The 22,997-nt window shown below is 63.5% G+C and carries 23 protein-coding genes; 9 read left to right on the top strand and 14 right to left on the bottom strand.

The window, feature by feature from the left end:
- Positions 1-54: 54 nt before the first annotated feature.
- The gene (locus AC1RNP_RS09210) at positions 55-1,707 is read right to left on the bottom strand and encodes a serine hydrolase (protein WP_493050948.1); all 1,653 of its coding nucleotides are present in this window, start codon (positions 1,705-1,707) and stop codon (positions 55-57) included.
- A 127-nt stretch (positions 1,708-1,834) separates the two neighbouring features.
- On the opposite strand from AC1RNP_RS09210, the gene AC1RNP_RS09205 reads away from it, so the two are divergent.
- The 3 genes from AC1RNP_RS09205 to AC1RNP_RS09195 all read left to right on the top strand — a co-directional run bounded on the left by AC1RNP_RS09205 (position 1,835) and on the right by AC1RNP_RS09195 (position 4,125).
- Complete coding sequence (locus AC1RNP_RS09205) at positions 1,835-2,260, top strand: VOC family protein (protein WP_493050947.1); 426 nt, start codon at positions 1,835-1,837, stop codon at positions 2,258-2,260.
- A 244-nt stretch (positions 2,261-2,504) separates the two neighbouring features.
- On the top strand, positions 2,505-3,299 hold the full coding sequence (locus tag AC1RNP_RS09200; RefSeq protein WP_493050946.1) for a M28 family peptidase: 795 nt from the start codon (positions 2,505-2,507) through the stop codon (positions 3,297-3,299).
- 1 nt (position 3,300) lies between these two features.
- On the top strand, positions 3,301-4,125 hold the full coding sequence (locus tag AC1RNP_RS09195; RefSeq protein ID WP_493050945.1) for a DUF72 domain-containing protein: 825 nt from the start codon (positions 3,301-3,303) through the stop codon (positions 4,123-4,125).
- Positions 4,126-4,144: 19 nt separating this feature from the next.
- Here the strand turns inward: AC1RNP_RS09195 and AC1RNP_RS09190 are convergent, their stop codons facing one another.
- A complete protein-coding gene (locus AC1RNP_RS09190; protein ID WP_493050944.1) occupies positions 4,145-5,455 on the bottom strand; it encodes an MFS transporter in 1,311 nt (436 codons plus the stop codon).
- Positions 5,456-5,514: 59 nt separating this feature from the next.
- Between AC1RNP_RS09190 and AC1RNP_RS09185 the strand changes: the two genes are divergently transcribed.
- A complete protein-coding gene (locus AC1RNP_RS09185; protein ID WP_493050943.1) occupies positions 5,515-6,456 on the top strand; it encodes a DMT family transporter in 942 nt (313 codons plus the stop codon).
- Position 6,457: 1 nt separating this feature from the next.
- Here the strand turns inward: AC1RNP_RS09185 and AC1RNP_RS09180 are convergent, their stop codons facing one another.
- Both AC1RNP_RS09180 and AC1RNP_RS09175 read right to left on the bottom strand, forming a co-directional pair.
- Positions 6,458-7,096, bottom strand: coding sequence for a LysE family translocator (locus AC1RNP_RS09180; RefSeq protein ID WP_493050942.1), 639 nt, complete (start codon positions 7,094-7,096; stop codon positions 6,458-6,460).
- Positions 7,097-7,135: 39 nt separating this feature from the next.
- On the bottom strand, positions 7,136-7,729 hold the full coding sequence (locus tag AC1RNP_RS09175; protein WP_493050941.1) for a hypothetical protein: 594 nt from the start codon (positions 7,727-7,729) through the stop codon (positions 7,136-7,138).
- Positions 7,730-7,866: 137 nt separating this feature from the next.
- Here AC1RNP_RS09175 and AC1RNP_RS09170 point away from each other — a divergent pair, with 137 nt between their 5' ends.
- Complete coding sequence (locus AC1RNP_RS09170; protein ID WP_493050940.1) at positions 7,867-8,883, top strand: helix-turn-helix transcriptional regulator; 1,017 nt, start codon at positions 7,867-7,869, stop codon at positions 8,881-8,883.
- Here the strand turns inward: AC1RNP_RS09170 and AC1RNP_RS09165 are convergent.
- From AC1RNP_RS09165 to AC1RNP_RS09150, 4 genes are read right to left on the bottom strand one after another with little or no spacing between them, the layout of a single operon-like run.
- A complete protein-coding gene (locus AC1RNP_RS09165; protein ID WP_493050939.1) occupies positions 8,839-9,168 on the bottom strand; it encodes a DUF3325 domain-containing protein in 330 nt (109 codons plus the stop codon). The two genes, AC1RNP_RS09170 and AC1RNP_RS09165, sit on opposite strands and share 45 nt — an antisense overlap.
- Positions 9,165-10,718, bottom strand: coding sequence for a PepSY-associated TM helix domain-containing protein (locus tag AC1RNP_RS09160; RefSeq protein WP_493050938.1), 1,554 nt, complete (start codon positions 10,716-10,718; stop codon positions 9,165-9,167). The genes AC1RNP_RS09165 and AC1RNP_RS09160 overlap by 4 nt, the downstream gene beginning before the upstream one ends.
- Before the next feature lie 22 nt (positions 10,719-10,740).
- A complete protein-coding gene (locus AC1RNP_RS09155; RefSeq protein WP_493050937.1) occupies positions 10,741-11,079 on the bottom strand; it encodes a hypothetical protein in 339 nt (112 codons plus the stop codon).
- Positions 11,073-13,217: a TonB-dependent siderophore receptor gene (locus AC1RNP_RS09150; RefSeq protein ID WP_493050936.1), complete on the bottom strand. Its 2,145-nt coding sequence runs from the start codon at positions 13,215-13,217 to the stop codon at positions 11,073-11,075. The genes AC1RNP_RS09155 and AC1RNP_RS09150 overlap by 7 nt, the downstream gene beginning before the upstream one ends.
- Positions 13,218-13,427: 210 nt before the next feature.
- Between AC1RNP_RS09150 and AC1RNP_RS09145 the strand changes: the two genes are divergently transcribed.
- Both AC1RNP_RS09145 and AC1RNP_RS09140 read left to right on the top strand, forming a co-directional pair.
- A complete protein-coding gene (locus tag AC1RNP_RS09145) occupies positions 13,428-13,940 on the top strand; it encodes an RNA polymerase sigma factor (protein ID WP_493050935.1) in 513 nt (170 codons plus the stop codon).
- A 13-nt stretch (positions 13,941-13,953) separates the two neighbouring features.
- Positions 13,954-14,610, top strand: coding sequence for a serine/threonine protein kinase (locus tag AC1RNP_RS09140; RefSeq protein WP_493050934.1), 657 nt, complete (start codon positions 13,954-13,956; stop codon positions 14,608-14,610).
- A gap of 77 nt (positions 14,611-14,687) precedes the next feature.
- Here AC1RNP_RS09140 and AC1RNP_RS09135 read toward each other — a convergent pair whose 3' ends face one another.
- Positions 14,688-15,212: a DUF4019 domain-containing protein gene (locus AC1RNP_RS09135; RefSeq protein WP_493050933.1), complete on the bottom strand. Its 525-nt coding sequence runs from the start codon at positions 15,210-15,212 to the stop codon at positions 14,688-14,690.
- Between the two features lie 171 nt (positions 15,213-15,383).
- On the opposite strand from AC1RNP_RS09135, the gene AC1RNP_RS09130 reads away from it, so the two are divergent.
- Positions 15,384-15,599, top strand: a complete 216-nt coding sequence (locus AC1RNP_RS09130; protein ID WP_493050932.1) for an RNA-binding S4 domain-containing protein — start codon at positions 15,384-15,386, stop codon at positions 15,597-15,599.
- Here AC1RNP_RS09130 and AC1RNP_RS09125 read toward each other — a convergent pair.
- From AC1RNP_RS09125 to AC1RNP_RS09110, 4 genes are all read right to left on the bottom strand, one after another.
- Entirely contained in the window at positions 15,589-16,782 is a 1,194-nt protein-coding gene (locus AC1RNP_RS09125; RefSeq protein WP_493050931.1) for a COG3904 family protein, read from the bottom strand. The genes AC1RNP_RS09130 and AC1RNP_RS09125 overlap by 11 nt on opposite strands.
- A gap of 184 nt (positions 16,783-16,966) precedes the next feature.
- Positions 16,967-17,410, bottom strand: a complete 444-nt coding sequence (locus AC1RNP_RS09120) for a nuclear transport factor 2 family protein (RefSeq protein ID WP_493050930.1) — start codon at positions 17,408-17,410, stop codon at positions 16,967-16,969.
- Between the two features lie 191 nt (positions 17,411-17,601).
- Positions 17,602-19,008 (bottom strand): FAD/NAD(P)-binding protein, encoded by a 1,407-nt coding sequence (locus tag AC1RNP_RS09115; protein ID WP_493050929.1) that lies wholly within the window; start codon positions 19,006-19,008, stop codon positions 17,602-17,604.
- A 218-nt stretch (positions 19,009-19,226) separates the two neighbouring features.
- The gene (locus AC1RNP_RS09110) at positions 19,227-20,207 is read right to left on the bottom strand and encodes a hypothetical protein (protein ID WP_493050928.1); all 981 of its coding nucleotides are present in this window, start codon (positions 20,205-20,207) and stop codon (positions 19,227-19,229) included.
- Positions 20,208-20,359: 152 nt separating this feature from the next.
- On the opposite strand from AC1RNP_RS09110, the gene AC1RNP_RS09105 reads away from it, so the two are divergent.
- Complete coding sequence (locus AC1RNP_RS09105; protein WP_493050927.1) at positions 20,360-20,980, top strand: YdeI/OmpD-associated family protein; 621 nt, start codon at positions 20,360-20,362, stop codon at positions 20,978-20,980.
- Between the two features lie 59 nt (positions 20,981-21,039).
- Here the strand turns inward: AC1RNP_RS09105 and hutU are convergent, their stop codons facing one another.
- Positions 21,040-22,707, bottom strand: coding sequence for a urocanate hydratase (hutU, locus tag AC1RNP_RS09100; RefSeq protein ID WP_493050926.1), 1,668 nt, complete (start codon positions 22,705-22,707; stop codon positions 21,040-21,042).
- Positions 22,708-22,997: the final 290 nt, after the last annotated feature.

Below are 22,997 nucleotides of genomic sequence, written 5' to 3'. Positions count from 1 at the left end.
ACACGTATCTCCTGCGTTTCATGCTTTTTTGCATGGAACGCGCATTTCCGGCAACTATTCCTTGCCGCCGTCGGCCGATTTGGCCGGAACCAGCCGCAGATCCTGGAAATCGAAGCTGAAATCGGTCAGCGGCGAGATCGCCTGCATCCGGGCATCGACGATCTTTCCATCCGGATCGAGCGCGAAGCTCAGGAACGCATCCGCGTTGAGGCTGCGGTCACGCCAGCGCACGATGAAAGTATCGTGCTGCCAGTGCTCGAGATCGCCAAGCAACTGTGCGGTTTTTGCAAATTGCAGCTGCAGGCCCTTTCCGGATGAGGAGATCACCACATCCCCGTACCACGCATCGTGGTAGGTCCCCGCGTACTTCATCAGCGGCAGCGAAGGTTTGGATGCGGCATCACGTGCAGCGAGATGCTTCTTCCAGCTCTCGTCGGCATCGCCCTTGGCCTTCGCCACGGCAGCGACATAGGCGGCCACCCAATCGGTTTTCGGCGCATCCAGATAGGCATCGAGCGCGCGTAGCGTCACCGCGTTGAAGGCGGCGCCGACCTCCTGGTTGGTCAGAACGATCACGCCGAGCTTCTTCGACGGCACCAGCGTCAACCGCGACACCATGCCGGGCCAGCCGCCGGTATGCCAGACCAGCTTCTGCCCGCGATAGTCGCTCAGCTGCCAGCCTTCGCCGTACCCGAGGAAATTGGGCACCGCCGCCGCCAATTCGGGCACGGCAGGCTTCGGAATCGGGATCGGCGTGATCACCGATGACATCTCGCGCTGCCGCTTCTCGCTGAAGAGGCGCTTGGTGGTGTCGCCGCTTCCTTCGATCACGCCGCCGTCGAGCTGCACACGCATCCATTTGCTCATGTCATGCACGCTGGAGTACAACCCGCCGGCACCCGCCACGTTCGACCACGTCAGCGGCGCCACGGGCTTGAGATCCTTGAAATCGAACAGCGCGTGGCCGGTGGCGACGTTGTCGCCGGGCTTCACGTAATCGCTGTTGAAACGAGTTTCGGCCATGCCCAGCGGCCCAAGAATGCGGGTACGCAGGAACTGTTCGTAGGACATGCCACTGACCGTCTCGATCACCAGCTGCGCGACGCCGAAGAGGATGTTGTCGTAGGCGTAGCGGTCGCGGAATCCATTCTTGATCGGCACGTCGCGCAGACGCTCCACGACCTCGCGCGTGCTGTAGGTGGTTGCCGGCCAGAACAACAGATCCCCCGCCCCAAGACCCAGGCCGCTGCGATGCGCCAACAGGTCGCGTACCCGCATCTCGCGGGTGATGTAGGGATCAGACATGCGGAACCATGGCAGATGATCGACCACGCGATCGTCGAGCGAGAGCTTGCCCTCGTCCGCCAGGATCGAGAGCGACGCCGCTGTAAAAGCCTTGGTGTTCGAGGCGATGGCGAACATCGTGTGCTCGTCGACAGGTGCGTTGTCGCCGATCTTGCGCACGCCATATCCCTTCTCGAAGACGATCCCGCCGTCCTTGACGATGGCCACCGCGATGCCGGGAATATTGAACTGCTTGCGCACCGATTCGACGTAGGCGTCGAAGTCGAGCATCTGCGCGGGCGGCAACGGCTCGTTGCCTTGAGCCGGCTCCGGCCGCGCTTCCGCCGCCGAGGCGGCGAACGCGACCGAAACCTGCAGGAGAACGACACAGCACGAGCGCAACAGCAGCGGCATGGCGGACATTCCCAACCCTCATCCGGACGTAAAGAATCCATTGTAGTCCCGGCCGGATGCTGCGGCGCATCCATCGGATCCTCGCCACGCGAGTATCCTGTCAGCAGACCAGCGCTCCAGCGCCATGGAGGTCCCCATGTCCCAGGCTGCCGACACCGTCGCCACCATCATTCCGGCGATGCGCTACCGCGATGCCCTGAAGATGATCGACTGGCTTTGCGATGCCTTCGGCTTCGAGAAGCTAGCCGTCTACGCCGACGGCGATACCGTGATGCACGCCCAGCTCACTTTCGGCAACGGCATGATCATGCTCGGTTCCGCCGACAGCGCCAGCGAATGGGGCCGGCAGATCGCGCAACCGGACGAGATCGGCATGCGCGAAACGCAAAGCGCCTGTGTCATCGTCAAGGACACCGATGCGCATTACGCCCGCGCCAAGGCCGCCGGCGCGCAGATCTTCATGGACATCGCCGACCAGGATTACGGCGGCCGCGGCTATTCCTGCCGCGATCCGGAAGGCCATCTTTGGTGGTTCGGAAGCTACGATCCCTGGAAGGCCTGACGATTGTAGGATTCGACTTTCGCCACACAAGCGTGCCCCCATGCGTGTCCGTGCCCTGCTGAAGGGAGCCGTGCTTTGCCTGGTCCTGGCCGCTGCGGGAGTATTCGCTGTCGTCCAGCCGTTGGCGCGGCCCATTGCTTCGCGACCGCCGCCCGCCGACCCCAAACGGCTCGAAGCGCACACTCGGCATCTTTCCGTCGACCTGTTCCCGCGCAGCTTCGATCAGCGGCAGCAGCTCGATCTCGTGGCCGACTACATCGAGGCGAGGTTGCGCGAAACGGGCACGAACATCTCCACCCAGGAAGTCCTGGTCGAAGGCGAGAAATACAGGAACGTCATCGCCAGGTTCGGACCGGACACCGGACCATTGCTCGTGATTGGCGCTCACTACGACTCCCACGGCGACGAAACTGCTCCTGAAGTCACGCCACAAAGCCATACTCCTGGTGCCGATGACAACGCGAGCGGCATCGCCGGCCTCCTCGAACTGGCCCGCCTTCTCGGCAGCAACCCGCCCACCCGGCCGGTCGAACTCATCGCCTATACGCTTGAAGAGCCGCCGCATTTCCGCACGCGGCACATGGGAAGTGCCTGGCACGCGCACTCGCTGCGCACCGGCAAGCGCGAAGTGGAATTAATGATCTCGCTGGAAATGATCGGCTATTTTTCGGATCAGCCCGGCAGCCAGCGCTATCCGGTTCCTGCGATGTCCCGCCTCTACCCGGATCGCGGCAATTTCATCGCCATCGTGGGCAAGCTTTCCGGCTTCAAATCGACACGGCACGCCAAGGCCATCCTCTCGGGAGCAACCGATCTGCCCGTGCATTCCATCAACGCGCCCCCGCTGTTGGTGCAAGGGATCGATTTCTCCGATCACCTGAGCTACTGGCGGGAAGGATTCCCGGCAATCATGATCACCGATACCGCCTTCCTGCGGAACCCGAATTACCACCAATCCGGCGACACCTACGACAAGCTCGATTACGAGCGCATGGCGAAAGTCGTCCAAGGCGTCTACGCACTTGTCCAGAACTACTGAAATGACCGAACTGTTCGATTCGACTCCGCGCCCTGTCCAAGGCATCCGCACCGGCATCGGCGGCTGGACCTACGCGCCCTGGCGCGGCGGCGCCTTCTACCCGCAGGGACTGGTGCAACGGCGCGAACTGGAATACGCCAGCCGGCAGCTGACCGCCATCGAGATCAACGGCACCTACTACGGCACGCAGAAACCGGCGACGTATGCGAAATGGCGCGATGAGACGCCGGCGGGCTTCGTGTTCTCGGCCAAGGCGCCGAAACGCATCGCCGAGTCGCGCAAGCTCGCGAGTACGCGCGTGCAGGTGGAGGACTTCATCGGCGGAATCGTCGAACTGGGCGATCGACTCGGCCCGCTGGTCTGGCAATTCGACGTGGGGCGCAAGATCGACGCCGATGATTTCGCCGCCTTTCTGGACTTGCTGCCCAAGCAAGCAGATGGACGCAGCCTGCGACACGTCCTCGACGTGCGCGATGGCGATTTCGTCAATCCCTCCTATCTCGCTCTCGCCCGCGCCCATGGCATGGCGACGGTGTTCACCGACTCCACCGAATATCCTTCCTTCGCGGACGTCACCGCCGACTTCGTCTATGCGCGGTTGATGCGCTCGCGTTCCGATATCGCCACCGGATACGAAGCCTCCGCGCTCGCGCAATGGGCGAAGCGGGCGCACGCCTGGGCCGCCGGCGGTGAACCCGACGATCTGCCTCGCATCGAGCCGAAACTATCGACCGCGTCTACGCCACGCGATGTCTTCATCTATTTCATCAGCGCCGCCAAGGAACGCAATCCGGTGGCGGCGATGGCGCTGCACACCTTGCTCTGAGCCTCGCGCGCCGCCCGACTCAAGTTTCCGGCAACGGCCGCCGCAACAGCACGAGCGCCACGATGGCACCGATCACGCAAGTCAACGCGACGTAGTGCGCGGGCGCCACGCCGCCCAGCACCTGCGACAGCCATCCGACCAGCGGCGGCGTGATGCCGCCGAAGATGGCATAAGCGACGTTGTAGGAGAACGACAAGCCTGAAAAGCGAACAGAAGGCGGAAACGCCGCCACCATCACCGTCGGCACCGCGCCGACCGTGCCGGCGAAGAAGCCCGCCAGCGCGTACAGCCCGATGAAATGCGCCTGCGATCCGGAAGCGAGTTGTGCGTACAACGCATAAGTGCTCACCGACAATCCAACCGCCCCTACCAGCAACGCACGGGTCACGCCGAAGCGGTCCGCCGCCCATCCGAACACGAGACAGCCAATCGCCAACGCCGCCGTGGCGACGCTGTTGCCGTGGAACGCCAGTGCCGCGGGCAAGCCGAACGAACGCTGCACCAGGGTTGGCGTCATCAGGATCACCACCACGATCGCCGCGGTCAGCATCCATGACACCAGCATCGAGATCGCCACGCCGCCACGATGACGCGCCAGCACTTCCCGCACCGGATAGCCTTCTGCGAGCTGCCGCCGCTCGCGCATCTCGGCGAACACCGGCGTCTCGCTCAGCCAACGTCGCAGGTACACGGCGATGAAGCCGAAGGCGCCGCCGAGCAGGAACGGAATGCGCCACACCCAGGCTTCCACTTCCTGCTCGCTGTAATGCGTGTTGATCCACGCCGCCAGCAGCGAACCGATCAGGATGCCGACGGTGAGGCCCGCGGTGAGGCTGGCGCAGGCGAAACCGATACGGTTGCGCGGCACGTGCTCGGCGACGAACACCCACGCCCCCGGCACCTCGCCGCCCACCGCGACGCCCTGCACGATGCGCAGCAACAGCAGCAGGATCGGCGCCAGCACCCCGACTTGCGCGTAGGTCGGCAGCAGCGCGATCAGCAGCGTCGGCACCGACATCAGGAAGACGCTTAGCGTGAACATGCGCTTACGCCCGACCAGATCGCCGAAATGCGCCATTACGATGCCGCCGAGCGGCCGCGCCAGATAGCCGGCGGCGAAGATGCCGTAGGTTTGCAGCTGCGCCAGCCATGCCTCGGTATCGGGCGGGAAGAACAGAACGCCGAGCGTCTTGGCGAAGAAGACGAAGACGACGAAGTCGTAGAACTCGAGCGCCCCGCCGAGCGCGGACAGCGCCAGCGTCTTGGCGTCGCCGCGGTCGAACGGCCGATGCGTGGCGGCGAGCGGCGCCGCGCCGGATTCAGTTGCCATGACGACTATTGTCACCCGCTGGTACGCGATAATGCACGCCCCTCAACTAGCGCTTCGACATGACGCCGGTAGCCAAAGCCCAGTGGCAGATCCACCTCTGCGTCGTGCTGTGGGGGTTCACCGCCATCCTGGGCAAGCTGATCACCCTGCCGGCCCTGCCATTGGTGTGGTGGCGCATGCTGCTGGTAACGGCCGCGCTGGCGTTGCTGCCTCGAGTCTGGCGCGGACTGCGCGCGCTCCCGCCACGCCTGATCGCCGCCTACGCCGGCATCGGCGCGCTGGTCGCCCTGCACTGGCTGACCTTCTACGGCTCGATCAAACTATCGAACGCCTCGGTCGGCGCCACCTGCATCGCCCTCGGCACACCGATGACCGCCCTGCTCGAACCATGGCTGGCACGACGGCCCTTCTCCTGGCGCGACGTGCTGCTCGGGATCGCGGTCCTGCCCGGCGTGGCGCTGGTGGTCGGCGGCGTGCCCGCCGGCATGCACCTCGGCATCGCGGTGGGCGCATTGTCTGCGCTGCTGGTGGCTTTGTTCGGCTCGCTCAACAAGCGTTTTGTGGAACATGGCGACGCGCTCACCGTCACCGCGCTGGAACTCGGCTCCGGTACTCTGCTGCTCACCTTGTGTGTGCCGCTGATGCCGTTCGTATTCCCGGCGTTCGCCGGTGATGTCTTCGCGCTGCCGGACCTGCACGATTTCAGCCTGCTGCTGGCGTTGTCGATGGCCTGCACGCTGTTCCCGTTCGCGCTGTCGCTGGTGGCCCTACGCCACATGAGCGCATTCGCGGCACAGTTGGCGGTGAACCTGGAGCCGATCTACGCGATCCTGCTGGCAATCGTGCTACTGGGCGAACAGCGGGAACTCAGCCCGCAGTTCTACATCGGTGTGGCGATCATCCTCGGCGCGGTGCTGGTGCATCCGCTGCTGACGCGGCGGCGCAGGATCGAACATCCGGAAACGCTCGCGACCGCCGAAGCCAAAGGCATCGTCGAGTAACTCAAATCCCACGCCAGCCTTCGTAGGCGGTGAAGACGGCGGTCGCGACCAGCAGGCCGCCCACTAGCCGCGCGAGCAACGCATCCGCGCCCGGGCGCGAGGCCAGCCAACTCCTCACGCGATCCCCCGCCAGCGCCATGCCGCCGTACACGCCAGCCTGCGTGACGGCGATGATCAGGCCCATCACCACCGCCTGGACCCACAGCACTCCGTATTCCGGCTTGATGAACTGCGGAAACACCGCGAGCATGAAGAGATAGGCTTTCGGATTGAGCAGACAAGTCAGCATGCCCTGCCGGAACGTCGCCAATTTCGAATGTTGCCGCGACTGCAACGGCAACTCACCGAGCGTGACGCGGCTGCGTAGCAGCGACCAGCCGATCCAGGCGATGTACAGCGCGCCCGCCAATAGCACGCCGTTGAACGCCGCCGGCACCAGCCGCAATACCGCCATGATGCCAAGCGCGCCCATCGCCACATGACAGACTCCGCCGGCGATCACGCCCGCGGTCGCTACCAGTCCGGTGCGGCGTCCGCCCATCAGCGCGCTCGCCATCACATAGGCCATGTCCAGTCCCGGCAGCAACACCACGCCGAAGACCATGACGAAGAACAGCCACAAATGCGCGGTGTGTTCCATTCCCTGCTCCCTTTTTACGAATGCCAACGTTTTCGTGATTCAACGGAAGGGCGTGCGCGCGAAATCCATCACCCAGTTGGTTTCCCAGGTCTTGCCGCCGTCTCCCGAGAACGCCTGCTCCCAACGTGGCGTGGCGGTCGTGATTCCTGTCCACAGCTGGCGCACGAGTATGGGCTTGCCTTGCAGAGTATCCTCGCCCTCGAACCTGCCCACGCCATCGACGAAGCGGCCATGCACCGGCGGTTGCATCACGCCGTCGCGATGGGCGATCCAGTAGTCGCTCCATACTCCGACCTGCTTGTTGTAGAACCGGACCGAGACCCCCAGTGCGCCGGTCTCATCGGAACGCAACTCGTCGTAATTGCCCATGCCATCCAGCAACGGCACGCCAATCAGAGTGCCGGTGGACGTCACCCACTCATTCGATCCTTGCAACTGCTTCGGAAGTCGCCTGTTGCGCACGTACCAATGCCCGCGCAGGAAATCGAAATCGCGAACGGAAGCCGGCTGACCCGGCGCGACGGCTTGTGGCGCGGATGCTTCCATTTGTGGCGCGGCCCCGGCAATTCCGGCGACGGCAAGCAACAACATGGCGGAAACGACAGCCCCGGCAAGGCGGAACGAATGACGCATGAGAGCGACTCCTGTGCGTGAACCTTCGAAGGAACGGGATACGGCACCATCAGCAGCAAGCCCCCGGCGCCGTAATGGGAACAGACTAAAATCCAATTAGGCTGATCTAAGACCTAATTTGTTGCTACGCTACCGTCATGGAGCACCCGACCCTCCGCGTCCTCGCCGTGCTCGAGCTGCTGCAGGCCCATGGCCGCATGTCGGGCTCGGAACTTGCGCGCCGCATCGACGTCGACGGCCGCACCTTGCGCCGCTACATCGCCATGCTGGAGGAGATCGGCATCCCGATCGTGGCCGAACGCGGGCGCTATGGCGGCTATGCCCTGGTGGCCGGATTCAAGTTGCCGCCGATGATGTTCACCGACGACGAGGCGCTGGCGCTCTCGGTCGGACTGCTGGCCGCGCGCGGCCTTGGGCTTACCGACGCCGCGCCCGCTGTCGCCAGCGCGCAAGCCAAGCTGGAGCGCGTCATGCCGACCACGCTGAAGCGGCGCGTGCGCGCCATCGACGAAACCGTCTCGCTGGACCTGTCGCCCGGAACGGCCGTGCCGGGCAGCAGCATGGCACTGATGACCTTGAGTTCCGCCGCGCAGTTACGCCAGCGCGTGCACCTGCATTACAGCACCACGCAGCGCGGCGCCACCGAGCGCGATTTCGATCCCTATGGCCTGGCCTGGCGCGGCGGACGCTGGTATGTGGTCGGCCACTGCCATCTGCGCCAGGACGTGCGTTCGTTCCGTCTCGACCGCATCGAAGAGGTTGGATTGCTGCCGAGAAGCTTCAGACGCCCGGAAGGATTCGACGCGCTCGGCTATCTGGCCTTCTCCCTCGCCTCGCTGCCGCGTGCCTATGCCGCCGAGGTGCGCCTGGCTGCTGATCTGGCCACAGTGAAAGACGCGCTATTCGAGACGATCGGCATCTTCGAGCCCGACGGCGATGGCGTTACCCTGTTCGCGCAGATCGATGATCTGGACTGGTTCGCGCGCGAACTCGCACGCCTGCCCTTCGATTTCGAGATCCGCGCACCGGCGGCGCTGCGCAATGCCTTGCATGATCAGGGCGCACGCCTGCAGCGTCTCGCCAATTCCGGAACGTCGCCGCAGCCGCGATCAGAACCAGCCCGGCGCCAACGCACAGGCCGGCGCCAGCAATAAAACCCACGGCGCGCGACGCGCATCGAACGCGTGCGCGAGCACCCACGCCAGCGCGCCAAGGCACAACAGCACCGTCCACAACACCGGACCGAATTCCCAGCCATCGCGACGCACCAGCAGCACGAACGATGCGATCTGCAGCAATACGCCCATCGCACCGAAAGCACGGCCACGCAAGCGACCAGCCTCGCGACCGAACGTCGCCAAATGATGCCGAGGCTGCGCAAGACTGATGCCTGCCCAACCGGCGATGGACAGGCCGGCGCAAAGCCAATACGGATTCATATCGATGCCTCCGCGCGGTTTCGGACAGTCTCCTGCTGCCTGTCTTCGACTCGACTCGCACGCCGTGCCAGCCATGCAAAAACGACACCAAACGCGAGCAGCACAAAATCCACAGAAGCAACCGCCCACGCGCCCGCCGGAACGACATGCAGCAACGATCCTTCCGGCGCCACCACCATCGACAACAACGGAAGGCCAAGACAAAGCAGCGCCGTCACGAAGAACAGCTCACGCCACGGATTGCCGCGCCTCAGGCGCAGGCATGCCCACAATGCGGAAACGATCCACGCCGCGCAGAAGATCCGGACCTCCTGCGTTGCACGCTCCGCGATCCCATCCGGCAGCAGGCGATTCGCCCACAGCATCGAAACGACCGCCAGCGGCATGCCCGCCACCACACCAACGTTAAGCGCGCGTACCAGTCCATAGCCGGACACGACACCCGCCTCGCGCACGCGTCTGGCGCGCTTCTCCAGCCAAACCTGCATGCCGCATGCCAGCATCACGCATCCGGATAATCCGAGCAGGAAATACAGCCAGCGAAACAACATCCCGCCGAACTGCACCATGTGCAGGCCGCCGAGGAAGGTATAGGTGTGATAGCCCCCGCTCGGCTTCTGGCCTCCGGCCATGTACGCACCAGTGATACCGTCGTAATAGACGGAGCGATAATTCCACGCCACGTGACGGCTGTGATCGAGCGCGACGTTCACCACGGTGGAGGCATCGTTCGGATGCTCAATGGCGATGATCCAGGGATCAGCGCCCAACCGCTTGCGCGCATCGTCGATCATTGGTTGCAAAGGCGCGCGTGAAGGCGGAGGCCTGTGCATTTCCTCGCGATGCGTATAGGGCGCCGCCTCCTTGTAGAACTTCTCGGCGTCGCCCCGATAACCGGCCTGCAATCCAGCCGTCATGTACGAGACCACGAAGATCGCGACACCCGTGTAGGCGATCATCAGGTGGAACGGCAGGCCGAGCACGCCGGTGATGTTATGACCGTCCAGCCAGGCGCGCTGCCCGCCGCCCCGGAAACGGAACAGGAAGAAATCCTTGAAGATGCGCTTGTGGATGACGATCCCGGTCAGGATTGCCACCAGCATCATCATGCCGGCCACTCCGACCAGATACATGCCGATCGTGCCGGCATGCAGGTTGTAGTGCAGCGTGAAGAAGAACTCGCCGCCGGCGGTGTCGCGCAGCCTCCTGCCGGTCGCCGCATCGTAGGCATGCATCTCGAAGCGGCCGTCATCGTGATAGGCGCCGGCCTTCATCGCGGGGAAACGTGCCCTCGGCAGATACAGATACCAGGCGTGCGCTTCCGGATCGGTTTTCTCCAGCTCGGCGACGAGCCTGTCGACGGCCGGTCGCGCAGGCGCTTCGACAGCCATGCCGGGGCGCATCCAGCGATCGAGTTCCGTATCGAAGCAGGCGATGGTGCCGCCGACGAAGATCACGAACAGCATCCAGCCGACGATCAACCCAGCCCAGGTGTGCAACCACGCCATGCTCTGCGAGAAGCTGTTCTTCACCGCCTCACCTTCTCGCATCCGGCTCGCTTGTTCGTCTGGATCATGGCCGCATCGCCTGCGTACCGAAGGCAAGCGCGATCGCATATAAAACGCCACCGATCGACAGCAATACCCACCACACCCGCCAGTTGCTGCGCGCGGCGAAGGCGTACATCGCCGCCGCCACCCAGATCGCGAAGCACAACAGGCTGGCCGTGATCACACGATTCGGTCGCGACATCGGCAATACGAGCGTCAGAAATGCGGTACTGCCCCAGGCCACCCAATATCCGCCGATCAGCGCAGCCAACACGCGCGCGGTCGCGGTCCACGGATGCACGCCACGGCGTTTCTTGCGATCCGGAACGAAAGGTTTTTGTGCGTGGGCGGCATTCACCATCGATAGCTCGCCCCTAGATCAAGCCGGCGGCCATAACCGCGATAGCAGAGCGTGAGGTTGCAGTTGGTTTCATATTCGCGGTCGGCGAGGTTGCTGCCGGTGAGCGAGAACGTCCAATTGCCCAACGGATAGTGGATGCCCGCGTCGACCAGGGCATAGCCAGGCGTCCTGACGTCGCGCTCCCCAGCCACGTTGACGGTGCTGCCGACGTAGCGCACGCCGGCACCGACATCGAGCCCATGCAGGAGGCCACTGCTGATGCTGTGACTGACATACAGCGAGACCGAGTGCTTCGGGATTCCCGCCAGGCGCGATCCGGTCGGCTGCGAGGCATCACCGTTCAGCACCTCGGTATCGAGATAGGTGTACGCCGCCGTCAGTTGCGTCCCGTCAGCGATCCGGGTGTTGGCTTCGGCCTCGAACCCGCGTGAACGCACCTCGCCGAGCTGATGCTTGAGATTGGGATCGCGCACATCCGTGATCACCATGTTCTGCTTGCGCAGATCGAACAGGGAGGCACTGATCAGGACTGCACTGCCCGTCGGCTGCCAACGCGCGCCAAGTTCGAATTGCCGGCCGGTTTCCGGCTTGAATGGACGATTGGTGGTGGCGTCGGTGCTGTTGAGCGGCTGGAAGCTCTCGCTGTAGCTGAAATAAGGCGCGAAACCGCCCTCGCCCACATAAACCAATCCGGCACGGCCCGAAAATGCCTCATCCTCGAAGTTTCCGACACTTCCTTGCGACTCGATCTCGCGCCGCACCTTGTCGTAGCGACCACCCAGCAGTAGCACCCAGTGCTGGTCGAACTTGATGTGATCCTGCAGATAGACCCCGGCCTGACGTGCGTCGGTGATCCTGCGCGTCTGCATCTGCGTGGGCGGGGGTACGGGACTGCCGTAGATCGGATCGAACAGATTGATGCTCGTACCCGAGCCGAAACCATCATTCTCGTTGTTGCGCAGCTTGCGGTAGTCGATTCCCAGCATCACCGTGTGGTTGACGCGATCGCCATCGATCCTGGCCTGAACGGAAGTATCGACGAGCAGGCTCCTGGTGCCCTCGTCCACGACCATGTTCGATCGTGGCGCCTCATTCGGATCGCCGTTCTCGTCGAACATGCCCAGATAGTGCAATCTGTAATCCAGCGACATCCGCTGATAACGCGCATTCTGTCGCAGCGACCAGACATCGTTGAAACGGTGCTCGAACGTCCATGCGAACGAGCCGTAATCGGCATCGTAATGATCGAAACCTGGTTCACCGAGATACAGGTCCCTCTCGATTTCCTGCTCGTACCCTTTCGCCCGCAACTGCCGCAACAGCGTCCGCGACAACGTCGCGGATGTTCCGGGCGCCGTCAGCCTGAGGCGCTGCCCTGTCGCCTGCAGTTCCAGGGAGGTTTCTTCGTTGCTCCAACGCAATGACGGCATCAGCAGATAGCGCTTGTTGCGCTCGAAATCGATCTCGCCCTCGCTGTCACTGGCCGCGCCGACGATACGATACAACCAGCCGCCGCCGAGCGATCCGCTCAAGTCGCCGCGCAGTTCGCGACGATTGTAGGCACCAATCGATGCCGCGATCTCGTTGTCGAGATCCTCGCGTGGCCGTTTGCTGACGAGATTGATCAGGCCGCCGGGACTGCCGGCGCCATACATCACACCGGATGGCCCCTTCAGCACTTCCACGCGCTCGAAGGCATAGGCATCGAGGCGCGGAATCGTGTAGTCGCCGCCAATCTGCGACAGCCTGTCCCGGTAGGTGTCGTACAGGGCGTCGAAGCCGCGAATGAACAGCCAGTCGTAGCGCGCGTCGTTGCCCCAGGGCACGGCCAGCCCGGCCGAATAGCGCAGTGCTTGTTCGATCGTCTGAACGCCGCGCTCGTGCATCTGTTCAAGCGTCACCACGCTGATCGATTGCGGCACCTCGCGCAACGGCACGTCCATCTTCATGCCGATGCGGCCGCCCTCGGCATCGTCGATGCGCACGCCGGTGACGGTCACGGTGTCCAGTTGTTTGGCCTGATCCGTTTCCGACGCCACGGACGCGGTACTCCACGCGACGGACAGCGTCAGGACGGAGAAGAGCGGCAGACGCTTCGGCGACAAGGCCAGAGATGTCGCGATTGAAAACATCGGCATGGAGGTTCCGGGTCAAAGGATGCTGACGCCAGGTCTGGCGACGAATCGGCTGGCGTTGACCGCGGGCTGGATGGAATTTTAACGATATTGATTCTCATGCGCAAATGACCCCACTCCTCGGAAGCCGCCCGTGATGCGGCCCTGTGACAAACCGTGCCCCCATGCGAATCACGTTTCCAAGCAAGCACAATCACCAGGACCACGCGCTCGATGGAACAGACCGCCGCCATGACGACCGACGCCAAGGAACGATTCGGCACCCTGCTCGAAGAGCATCGCGGCATCGTGCTCAAGGTGGTCGGCACCTATGCCTTTGGCCCCGACGACCGCGCGGACCTGACCCAGGAGATAGCGGCACAGCTTTGGCGCGCGTACCCCCGCTACGACACCGCGCACACCTTTTCGACATGGATGTACCGCATCGCGCTGAATGTGGCGATCTCGCACGTCCGAAGCAGCACCTACCGCAACAAGCACTCCGTCGCGCTGGATGATGCGCTGCATGACATCGTCGATGACAACGGCATCGACCTGGAGTCCGGACAACGCGTGCGCGCCCTGCATCGCTTCATCAGACAGCTGCCCAGGCTCGATCGCGCGCTGATGCTCTTGTACCTGGAAGATCGCAGTACTCGCGAGATCGCCGAAATCCTGGGCATTGGCGAAAGCAACGTCACCACCAAGATCAGCCGCCTCAAGCAACGCATCCGCAACGAACTCTGACCGGACATCAGCAATGGAACTCGACGAATTGAAAGCCACCTGGCAAGCCCTGGATCGCCGCCTGCAACGTCACGACGCGATCAATCTTCAATTGCTCCGCGACAGGAAACTGGAAAAGGCGCGCTCCGGCCTGCACTTGCTGCTGGGTGGACAGATCGTGCAGATCTTCTTCGGTGCGTGCTTCATCCTGCTGGGAATCTCGGTGTGGTTCCCGCTCTGGGAGACTTCACATCTCCTGATCGCGGGCGTGCTCGTCCATCTCTACGGCATCGCGATGATCGCGATGGCCGGCATTTCCATCGCCATGATCGCCAGGATCGATTACGCGGCCTCTGTCCTGGATATCCAGAAGCAGTTGGCCACCGTGCGCAGGTTCCGCGTCGTCTACGGCACTGTCATTGGCCTGGCCTGGTGGTTGTTGTGGGTGCCGGTACTGATGGCATTGGCCGGCCTCGTCGCCGTGGATCTGTATGCCAGGGCGCCTTCCGTGATCTGGGGCGGCGTAGCGATCGGGATGGTCGGCCTGCTGGCAAGCGTCTGGTTTATCCGCTGGTCGCATCACCCCCGTCGCGCGCGGTTCGGCAAGTGGCTGGACGACGAAGCGGCTGGCGGCGGCATCCGCAAGGCGCAGCGCATCCTGGACGAGATCGCTGAATTCGAGCACGAATAGACCCGCATTCGTCCCGGCAATGAAAAAGGCGGAGCCATCACGGCTCCGCCTTTCCCTTGCGACGGTCGCAGTGATTGTCAGCGCAGGCTGTAACCCGATACGCGCCAGGTCTTGTCCTCGTCGAGACGGAAGGACACCAGCTCGCGCACCGGCTGCTGCGCATTGGCGAACTTGGTCGGCACCGCGATGTTCAGATACAGCCCTTCCGGCACGCGATCGCCCGCCCTGAATTGCGAGCGCGTCACCACGGCCTGTCCTCGTGCGGCGGGCTTGCCGAGCTTGTTGCGATCAATGGTGACCTGCTTGACGAACTCGTCGCGCGTCACCGCACGCTTCATCGTCGCCGAGGCGGAATCCCAGATCTCGCCGACGCGATTGCCATCGACCATCTGGATGACCTGCTGCGCGGCCTGGGTCATCTGTGCGTTCTGCTTGGCGAGCTGCGCCTGCTGCTCTGGAGTCAATGCGGGCTGCGCGGGCTTCGCCGCGGCGCCCTGCTGGCCCTGTGTCGGCGCCGGACGCGAGGGCTGGGCCTGCTGCGCGGAAACGCTTCCGATGCAACCGAGCAGAGCCAGGGGCAGGAGAAGGCGGCTAAGCTTCATGAACATTCCTTGCGAAAGGGTGCGGAGGTCAGCGAGTCTACGACAAGCCCGCCGACCGCGCCCACGTGAAATTCGTCACACATTGCAGAAATAACCGCTACCGATGTCTTTTCGTGCATCCGGCGCGGTGCACTGCGACACTGTGGAATCCATTCGCCTTTCTTCCTTTCCATGCACCACATCGATTTCCAGCTTGACCGGGATTACGTCGAGCTCAACCAGCTGCTGAAACTCGCCGGCCTCTGTGATAGCGGCGGTGCCGGCAAGGCCATGGTCGCCCAGGGGCTGGTGCGCGTGGACGGCGCGGTCGAGCTGCGCAAGACCTGCAAGATTCGCGCCGGGCAGACCGTGCAGACCGGCGACACGGAGATCCGGGTCAGCGGTTGATGCTTGTGGCGCTTGCTGGCTGCAGCGGGATCACGGCCATCGGACTTTCCGCCAGGCACTTCTCATCGGGGAAACCGTAGCGTTCGCGCAGCGGCTGCGCGCATGACTCGAGGCTCTGTGGAGAAGATGGGTCCGCCGCCGTGCATTCGGTGTCGTAGGCGCGTTGATAGGCATCCCTGCGTTTGACGAAGTTGTCCCCGCAGTGACGCGCAAGGCGGATGCGGTCGAGATCGTCCTGCACCGCGTTGGCGCCGGAAAGCCCGTACTCCTTCAGTTCGGTCTCGGTGAGCAGGCGCAGGCTGCGATTGGGTACCGTCATCATCAGATCGGCCACGGCGGCGGAAGCGCCGTTGCGCTCGAGATAGTCCTTCATCTCGCCATAGACCTCGCGCAATTCCTGGCTCAGCTCTGCGCGCGTGTCCGCCTTCGAGCCGACGCGGATCATGCGATGGATGCCGATGCGCCCTGCGATCTGGCGATCGTCACCGGCGGCGAGCACCAGCACGCAGGCGCTGTGGCAGATCGCGTTCTCGCGAATGCGGATCGTCCACTGCGATTCGGCGATGGCATCGCCCGCTGGCATGGCGTCCTCGACGCGACCGCCGGTGGAATCGATGTCGAGAATGCGGCGTCCGATGTGCAGGCGATCGGCCATCGCCGCCACGCGTTGCACGAGCGCGGTAAAATCGCTGCCGATCTTGCCCTTGTAACGCACGCGCACCTGGCCCGTATCGCGGCAGGACGTCATGGTCTCCGAAACGCTCTTGAAATCAAGATCGGTGAGCAACCCTGTCGGCGGTGCGATTGGTTCTTCGGTGTCTTCCCTCTCACCAGCCGTGCCGCCTTCGGCCTTTTTTTCATCATCGGCGGTCGCGGTTTTCGCGTCCGGCTTCGGTGTCGACGCTGGCGCCTCTTGTTCCTGCACAACGCCGGGCGGTTCGATCTTGATTTCCGGCAGCGGATCGTCGGCCTCGCAACTGATGGACGCTTCTCCCGAAGTCACCCGGATCGGTGGCCAATCGGTGCCCTTGAGCACATCCACGCGCGCCGCCTTGGCCGGCTTGGCGTCGCTACTCAGTGCGCCGCTATCCTCACCGCTGTTGGCCGGCACCGTCAGCGGCTTCTGCAGCGGTATGGGCGCAGGCACCTGCTGCCGACAGCCGATGAGAATCAGGCCGGCCACCAATGGGAAAAGGAGCTTCAGGGTACGCAAGCGAGCTACCGGGACAGGGCCACGATGCAGCGGCCGTGATGGGAGAGAGACTCAAGTGTATGGCGAAGCGGATTCGACAATGCCAACCGCTGGTGAATCCGCTAGTTTCGGAGCTTCAGCGCCGTCTACCGGCATGCACGAGCCGGCGACGATACTATTTCTGCAACCGGGTAGCGTGGCTGGCGACCATCTTCCAATGCCCGTCGCGATAAACCCAGGTATCGGTAAACTGGAAATCGCCCGAGAACTGGGTGTCGCCGGAACGCCCCTTCACCGTGGTGATGCCGGTGACGATGGCGGCGTCGCCGTACAGGCGGATGTTCTGGCCGTGATTGCGGAATTCCGTATAGAGCGGATCGCGCTTCTCGACTTCGGCGAGGTTCTGCGACAGGTCCGTGACCACGCCGCGCGAATCGGTCAGCGTGAACGTTTCGTCCAGCGATTTGCGCAAGGCCTTCGCGTCGCCCTGCTCGAAAGCGCGGCACAGCGCGGCTTCCACGCGCAGGATCTCGGATTTGTCCTGTTCCGCATCGCGCGCCTGTGCGGCGGCGGCGGTCGTGGCGAGTACAACGGCGAGCATCAGCGTCAATGGCTTCATGATCACTCCGGTCTTGAGGAAGAGATCGCGACACGGCCGCGGCCTCGTGGACATGTCCCAGCGTCGCGCATCTTAGAGGGAGTTTTCCGCGAACGCATGGGCCGACCGGCCTATGCCACGGCACGAGGCCCGCGAACCGGAATCCGTCCCCTGGAAAGGCGGCCGCAGCGGCTACCCCTTGGGACGAGGTCCTATGCCTTCACCGCACTCCTGCCGGTCGCCGCCGCACGTCGCGGGCGGGCGCTCGCCTCCTCGCCCTTGAGCAAGTGCGTAGCCAGTTCACGCGCCGAGGCGCGCAGCTCGGGAACGGCCGTGATCTCCCAGAGCCGGCTGCGCAGCAACGGCCCCAGGCAATACAGCCCGGACACGGCCCGGCCGGCAGCATCCACCACCTCGTACCGAGACGACGTCTCCACGCCCAGTCCGAATGCATCGGCGCGCGCCAGGCCCGATTCGCGCAGATGCATCATCAGGGGATGCGTGGTGCGGGAGATGTCCGTGTCCAGCCCGGTCGCACGGATCAGATAATCGTAGTGCTCGCTGTTCATGCGCGTCTGCCCGCGATCGCGGATCAAGGTGTCGACACCGCTCCCGTCGGTGGAAAGTCCCGCGCGCAACAGGCGCCCTGCCCTGATCCGCAGCTGGCCGCTCACCTGTAGCTCGTCCAGCTCCGCGGCCACCTGCGGGGCAAGGCGATGGCGGAAGATTTCCCAGTACGAGCGCACATGCCGCACGAAACGCCCGCGCTGCGCCAGTGACAGGCTTGTCCAGAACGCCTGCGTGTGCGGCCGCAGGGCATCGATCACACTGCGCCAGTCATGCACCACAGGCGCCAGCGAGCGGATCGCACGCAACAACTGCCCGACGTCGCGCGTCGCCAACGCACGTCGCAGGTGTGGAGGCAGCTCGATCGCGGGGCTCGGCTCGGGCAGATGATGTTGCGGCAGACGGCCATGTCGCGAAACCGCCGTGATCGCACCGCGATGTTCGCGGCGTCGCAGCGTCGCCACCACGTCCGCCATCGTCAGGCCGGTGCCCACGATCAACAGCCGCGCATCGGACGGGATACGGTCGATCGCGCCATCCTGCCACGGCCAGCCGATGTAGCGCGCATGCGCGGCCAGCCGCGGCCCAACCCCGGCCAACCGCTGCGGCGGCAGCGCGCCCAGCGCGAGCACGACGCGATCACTGAAGAAATCGCTGCCGTCAGCGAGATGAATGCGGAAGCCGCCCGGCTGCCGCTCGATCATGATCGCCTCGTACTCCAGGCAGGTCAGATTCGACGATAGCGCCTGCGCCGATTGCAGGCGGTCCTGTAGGTATTCGCCGTACGCCAGTCGTGGCAGGAAGCTGTCACGTCCGCGTTCGGTGAGGTTGAGCCAGTCGGCGAATTCGCCCGGATTGTCCGCGCTCGCGCCCAACTGCCGCGCGCGCACATTGAGAAGATGTTCCGGCCGCGATTCGCCATAGGCCACACCGCGTCCGAACGTATTGCGCACGCCGACCAGACAGACGTCGAGATCGGAGTCGTTCGGCGTCGCCAGTTCCGTCGCAAGTGCGGTTCCACTGAAGCCGGCTCCGATGATGCTGATGCGCATGACAGACTCCCCGCGTGAAGTGGCGCAACTTGTAGCAGGGCGATTTGCACGGCATGTAAAAAGCGGGTTAGTGGAAAAACCGCGCGCGTCAAGAATTCGAAAAAATGCATTTGTAACGCGATGTAACTTTCGGATTCGGAACGCATGCGTCATGCATTAGGCAAGACATGACGAACGGTTATCTTCAGATGCCGGAACGGCGTTGCCATTCCGCAGCATCACGCGATCGCAAGATTCTCCTGCGCTTTGCAGAAACGATCGTGCAGCTTCCGGACTTCGTCCGCCTTTTCATCGATTGCACCATTCCCCGCTTCGCCAACGTAGCGGCATGCCGCATAAGTAACGGAAGCATGCTCGTATTCACGAATCCAGCGACGGCGTCCCTCCATATGTTCCGGCTTGACCGGCCAGACGCCGGGGTGAGGCCGCATGTGGAAATGAATGCCGATGCGCCAGGGTTTCGGAGTCAATCGCGCCCGGAAACACGATTGCCGCTTGCACATCAGCGCATAGATGCCGTCCGCGCCCAGCGCATCGAAGCAGGCTTGCACCGCGGGTTCATTCGGCGTGAACGTGCGATGCAGGGCCAGGATCCGCAAACCTGCCGGCGTGTTGTACTTGGCTACGCGCCAGTCCGGGTTCGACTGCAGGAATGCGTCCAATCGTTGTTGTGCGCGTTGTTCCGGCCCGCCTTCCCTGGCCCACAAGCTACGTTGCACACGAACCGCGATACCCTGACCGATCAGCAGGGCTGGAATGGTCAAGATCACCGGGAGCAAGATCGACCCTCTCCAGATTCCGATCGCGATCGCGATCATGACCATCGACAGAATGGACCAGCCATACAGACGCGCACTGGGACCCGGATCCTCGAAATCGATGTCGGCGAACAGAACATCCGGCGTGTTGAGACACAGGGCGCCGTAGCTGTTGCGAGTAATGACCACATCGCCATGCCGGTCCACGGTCTCCTCGCGGATGGGCAAACCTTCGGCACCGTTGTAGGAAATCTTGTGATCGCGACGCCGCATTTCCTTGCCGGCCAGTACCTGCTCCATGGCTTCACGCACTCGTGCATCGGCATGTACCTGCGCGGCTTCCTGACTCTCGTCGGACCAGCCGAACCGGCGGACCGTGACTTGCTGTTTCCCCTTGCGCTGCTGCAACCTGGCTTCGGCCCAGTACTGTGGAACGATCATCCCCCCTCCTTGTGATCATGGACGCATGCCATTGCAGCGATGCGGCTAAATGAGGTCTGATTCTATCGTTCTGCCAGTCTCACAGACTGCGCCAAGCAGACCCGATCCCCGTAGAATCTCGCCCCGACATCGTATTCGCCTGAGGCCTGTCCATGCCCCCTCGCGATGACCGGATCACCGCCTACATCTCCAAGTCCGCGCCCTTCGCCCGCCCGATCCTCGAACACTTGCGCGCCATCGTGCACGAGGCCTGCCCGGATGTCGAAGAGACCATCAAATGGGGCTTTCCGCATTTCACCCACGGCGGCAGGATCCTGGTCGGCATGTCCGCGTTCAAGCAGCATGCCGCGTTCGTCGTGCCCATGCTGGGCGCCACCGGCGACGGCAAGACAAACCAGGCGACGGACAAAAGCGGCGAGGCCATGGGCCACTATGGGCGAATCACCGTGATTTCCGATTTGCCATCCAAACGCGCCCTGATCGCGCAACTCAAGCAGGCCGCCAAGGCCATCGATGCCGGCGCGAAGCGCCCCGGCACCAAAAACCATAAGCCGAAGCCGCCGCTGCAAGTTCCCGACGATTTGACCAAGGCACTGTCGAAGAACGCCTCGGCCCAGGCGCACTTCGCCAAGTTCCCGCCTAGCAAGCAGCGCGACTACATCGAATGGATCGCCGAGGCCAAGCGCGAGGAGACCCGCGAACGGCGTGTCGTGCAGTCCGTCGAATGGATCGCCGAAGGAAAAGGCCGCGACTGGAAATACGAGAAAACCTGAAGCGACAACTCAGTCCATTGATCGAATGACGAAGGCGAACTCATGGCTCGCCTCCGTGATCAGCGCTCCATCGGCAATTTCAGTCCTTGTTCTTTCGCGCACTGCTGCGCGATCTCGTATCCGGCGTCGGCATGCCGCATCACACCGGTACCCGGATCGTTCCACAGCACGCGTGCGATACGCTTGTCGGCGGCCTCGCTGCCGTCGCAGACGATGACCACGCCAGCATGCTGGGAATATCCCATTCCCACGCCGCCGCCGTGATGCAACGACACCCAGGTGGCGCCGCCAGCGACGTTGAGCATTGCGTTCAACAGCGGCCAGTCGGAAACGGCATCACTGCCATCCTTCATCGCCTCGGTTTCACGGTTGGGCGATGCGACGCTGCCGGAATCGAGATGATCGCGGCCGATCACGACCGGCGCCTTCAGTTCACCCTTGCGCACCATTTCGTTGAACGCGAGGCCGAGTTTGTGGCGCTGCCCCAACCCCACCCAACAGATGCGTGCCGGCAGCCCCTGGAAGCTGATGCGCTCCCTCGCCATGTCCAACCAGTTGTGCAGATGCTTGTCGTCGGGAATCAGTTCCTTGACCTTGGCATCGGTCTTGTAGATGTCCTCCGGATCGCCGGACAGCGCCACCCAGCGGAACGGGCCGACGCCGCGACAGAACAACGGACGCACGTAGGCCGGCACGAAACCCGGAAAATCGAACGCGTTCGCGCAGCCTTCGTCCTTCGCCATCTGACGGATGTTGTTGCCGTAATCGAACGTCGGCACGCCCTGCTTCTGGAAGGCGAGCATGGCCTCGACGTGCACGCGCATCGACTTCTTGGCGGCATCACGCACCTTTTCCGGATGCTGCTTCTGCTCGATGAGCCATTGTTCGACAGTCCAGCCGATCGGCAGATAGCCATGCACGGGATCATGCGCGCTGGTCTGGTCGGTGACCGCATCCGGCCGCACGCCACGCTCCACCAGCTGCGGCAGGATGTCCGCGGCGTTGCCGAGCAATGCGATCGATTTCGCCACGCCGGCTTTCGTGTATTTCTCGATGCGTGCGAGCGCGTCGTCGAGATCATCGGCCTGCTCGTCGACGTAGCGTGTCTTGAGACGGAAATCGATGCGCGACTGCTGGCACTCGATGTTGAGACTGCTGGCGCCGGCCAGCGATGCCGCCAGCGGCTGCGCACCACCCATGCCGCCAAGGCCGGCGGTGAGAATCCACTTGCCGGTCAGGTCGCCGCCGTAATGCTGGCGCCCCATCTCGACGAAGGTTTCGTAGGTGCCCTGCACGATGCCTTGCGAGCCGATGTAGATCCAGGAACCGGCCGTCATCTGGCCGTACATCATCAGCCCTTTCTTATCCAACTCGTTGAAGTGCTCCCAGGTGGACCAGGCCGGCACGAGGTTCGAGTTGGCGATCAGGACACGGGGTGCGTCCGAATGCGTCGGGAAGATCCCGACCGGCTTGCCTGATTGCACGAGCAGGGTTTCGTCGTCCCCGAGTGTTTTCAACGATTGCAGGATGGCGTCGAAGCACTCCCAATCGCGCGCGGCGCGACCGATTCCGCCGTAGACCACCAGCTCGGCCGGATTCTCGGCCACCTCGGCGTCGAGGTTGTTCTGGATCATGCGGAACGGCGCTTCGGTGAGCCAGCTCTTGCAGGTCAGCGTCGTGCCGCGCGGGGCGCGGATCTGGCGGGAAGGATCGATGCGAGTGCTCATGGAATCGGGTCCGCGAAGTCGTGAACCGCAATTATGAGTGCCTGTCCGCGTCGCCGCCAAACCACCGCGAATATTCGCCACGAGAGAACTGAACGCATCCGAGGTTTGTCACAGGTTCCGGTACGCCCCGAATCAAGCGCCACCGGGACGCTCGAAACAGGGCATCGGAGAGCCGCATGAGCCTCATCGGAAGACGTTTCGCCTGCACCCTGCTCCTGTTTCTCGGCGCAAAGCGCGGCCGATCCCACGCCGCAAAGAAAACGCCCGGCACGAAGCCGGGCGCTGGAGGT

Source organism: Luteimonas sp. GW821-FHT14E02 (assembly GCF_058803905.1).
This window is presented reverse-complemented; position numbering and strand designations above follow the sequence as displayed.